General features: G+C 42.4%; 4 protein-coding genes. 3 read left to right on the top strand and 1 reads right to left on the bottom strand.

Annotation, left to right across the window (positions count from 1 at the left end):
- From KUG63_RS04245 to KUG63_RS04235, 3 genes are all read left to right on the top strand, one after another.
- Positions 1-190: DUF2933 domain-containing protein (locus KUG63_RS04245; protein WP_287554177.1), on the top strand; the 190-nt coding region annotated here is incomplete at its 5' end.
- 178 nt (positions 191-368) lie between these two features.
- Complete coding sequence (locus tag KUG63_RS04240) at positions 369-527, top strand: hypothetical protein (RefSeq protein WP_287554176.1); 159 nt, start codon at positions 369-371, stop codon at positions 525-527.
- A gap of 31 nt (positions 528-558) precedes the next feature.
- Complete coding sequence (locus KUG63_RS04235; protein ID WP_287554174.1) at positions 559-1,878, top strand: APC family permease; 1,320 nt, start codon at positions 559-561, stop codon at positions 1,876-1,878.
- Between the two features lie 63 nt (positions 1,879-1,941).
- Here KUG63_RS04235 and KUG63_RS04230 read toward each other — a convergent pair whose 3' ends face one another.
- On the bottom strand, positions 1,942-2,823 hold the full coding sequence (locus tag KUG63_RS04230; RefSeq protein ID WP_020932471.1) for a DMT family transporter: 882 nt from the start codon (positions 2,821-2,823) through the stop codon (positions 1,942-1,944).
- Positions 2,824-2,907: the final 84 nt, after the last annotated feature.

The raw sequence follows: 2,907 nt of genomic DNA, 5'->3' as shown, positions 1-2,907 counted from the left end.
TTTGCTTCTAGCGTTATGTCCGCTGATGCATGTGTTTATGCATGGAGGTCATGGCGGACACGGTGGTCATAAACATCGTGATACTGGTGAGCCGAAGGAAGCGGAAGAAGAGGCTTATCGTCGGGGTGTTGAGGAAGGTAAGAAACAATCTGATCCGCAACCTCGTAAGGAGAATGACCATGCACGGTGAATCAGGTTATGGGCTTTGGATGTTGGTGTTATTGAACTCTGCGATTTTCATCTTCTTTGCCTTCAGTTGTTTTTCCCTAACAAATCACAGTGGAAAGACTTTATCGCGCAATCCAAAGCATTTTGAAGTGGCTCACCAATTGAGGGCTGTATTTATTACTTAAGCAAGGAGAAATTTTATGACTGAAAAAAAAGATAATAAAAGTATTGAGCAACCTGTGTCACATGGTTGCTGTGGTGATTCTGAGAAACAAGAGAAGGTGGAGGTAAAAAAAGAATCCAAGCCATGTTGTTGTACAGAAAAAAACGAGGAAGATCATTTGACGGGCGCTACATAGGGTTAATTATAAAACTCAGAGGGTAGTTATAGTGGATCATTCAGGACACCAAAATAAATCAGATTACAAAGAAAACAGCCTGACACTTGTAGGCGCAGTATCAATGGGCACAGGGGTTATGATTGGTGCGGGTATACTGGCGCTGACGGGACAGATCGCTGAACTGGCAGGGCCGTTATTTCCTCTCGCCTTTCTGGGTGCAGCCATAGTGACTGCTTTTAGCGCCTACTCTTATGTGAAAATGTCCAATGCTTATCCATCAGCTGGGGGCATCGCTATGTTTCTACAGAAAGCTTACGGCAAAGGAACGATAACAGCCGCAGGGGCGCTACTGATGGCTTTTTCTATGGTGATCAATGAAAGTCTAGTCGCTCGGACTTTTGGGGCGTATAGCGTACAATTATTTGATGCCGATGCCGCTAGCTGGGTCGTATCATCTTTAGGAGTCGGTGTGCTGGTTTTTGCCTTCCTGATTAATATCTCCGGTAATCGCGCGGTGGGTCTGTTTTCTCTGATAATGGCAATCATCAAGATTGGAGGCATTGTGGCTTTTGCTATTGGTGGCTTGTGGCTTGCCGATTTTTCGTTTGAAAATACCGCCAGCAATATTGAAGAAATACCTGCTGGAGGGTTTGTGGCAGCAATGGCTCTTGCTATCTTGGCTTATAAAGGCTTCACCACGATTACTAATAGTGGCTCAGAGATAGTTGACCCGCATCGTAATGTTGGACGAGCCATCATCATCTCTATTGTTATTTGTGTGGTCATTTATTTCTTGGTTGCCATAGCGGTAGCTGGCAATCTCAGTTTGTCTGAAATCATTGCAGCAAAAGATTTTGCATTGGCAGAAGCCGCACGCCCAGCTTTTGGTGAATACGGCTTGTGGTTCATCGTGGCTCTAGCCATTGTTGCAACGGTTTCCGGTGTGATTGCCAGTATGTTCGCTGTGTCACGTATGCTTACTATGCTAACGGATATGAAACTGGTGCCGCATAGCCATTTTGGAATGACGGGAGGCGTTCAGAAGCATGCACTGGTATACACCGTTACAATCGCTATTTTTCTGACGATATTTTTTGATTTGACGCGCATTGCCTCGCTAGGTGCCATTTTTTATTTGGTGATGGATATTGCTGTGCATTGGGGTGTATTTCGCTATTTACGTAAAGAGATTAATGCTAATGCCTTAATTCTTGTTTTAGCTATGATTTCTGATGTGGTCGTACTTGGCGCATTCCTGGTGATAAAAGCACAAACGGATATGATGGTGATCTATGTGGCAGTGATTGGAATTATTATTATTTTTGTTGGCGAAAGGCTTTTTCTCCATAAATACCAAATAAGGGATTAGCAATACCCTTTGTTTTGATAGAAATCAGCGTGATGGTTTGCTTTGAAAGTCGGTAGTGACTGTTTAAACCAATGTCTTATTTTTACTAAATTTGTTTACCCATAAAATGGCAACAACGATTATAAATACGCCACCCCATTGATACAGCGACAGTGATTCGGAAAAATATACCGAGCCAAGTATAAGGCCAAATATAGGAGTTAAGAAGCTAAATACATTTAACTTATATAAAGGAGCTTTATCCATTAACCAGAACCATAAGATATACGGTAAAGCAGTCCCAAGGAGCGCAAGAGCCAGTAGAACCGATAAATAGCTCAAGTTAAGTGGGATTTGGTAATTGTCGGGCAAGTTAACAGTTAGTAAGCCAAGTGGTATAGCGCCAATTAATAACTGAAACCCTACTGTGTATAAGATGTCGGCTTTATTCGAAAGTTTCTTAAGGAGAACATTACTGATAGCTACTCCTGTTGCAGCTATAAGAATATAGAGGATACCGACAATCATCTGGCTGTTTTCGACTAAAACGGTCTCTACGCTGATGATTAGAATGCCGATAAAACCAGCGATAATACCAACTGCGGATGTCTTACTAAGGCGTTCGTCAAGGAAATACCAACCGAATACAGCAGCTATCATGGGCTGAGTGTTGGTGATTACAGTGGCTAGCCCCGGTGAAATCAAACTACCTGCATAGAACATACCCCAGAACCCAATGCTTGTTGCTGTAAGGCCAATGACGATGATATGTATCCATACCGTTAGTCCCTTTGGCATACTTCTTCCCAGAAGCTTCGCTAAAACAATAAGAATCATTCCGGCTAAGGCCGCTCTCAGAAAGGCTGTTAGCATGATAGGTGCGTAAGGTAGGCTTAAGGTAATTAATGGATAACAAATAGCCCAAAGTAGCATAGCCGTGGTAGCAACCAATGAAGTTTTGAGCAATTAAAAATCCTCTAATAATGGTTGGTAGTTGTTTTCATGTTTTTCAGTCATTGAAATGATCATTTGAGATTTCGCAAAAACCTT

The sequence above is a fragment of the Cycloclasticus sp. genome (genome assembly GCF_019090545.1).
GTDB classification, from domain to species: domain Bacteria; phylum Pseudomonadota; class Gammaproteobacteria; order Methylococcales; family Cycloclasticaceae; genus Cycloclasticus; species Cycloclasticus pugetii.
Note: the sequence above shows the minus strand (reverse complement) of the source record. Positions and strands in the feature narration are given on the sequence as shown.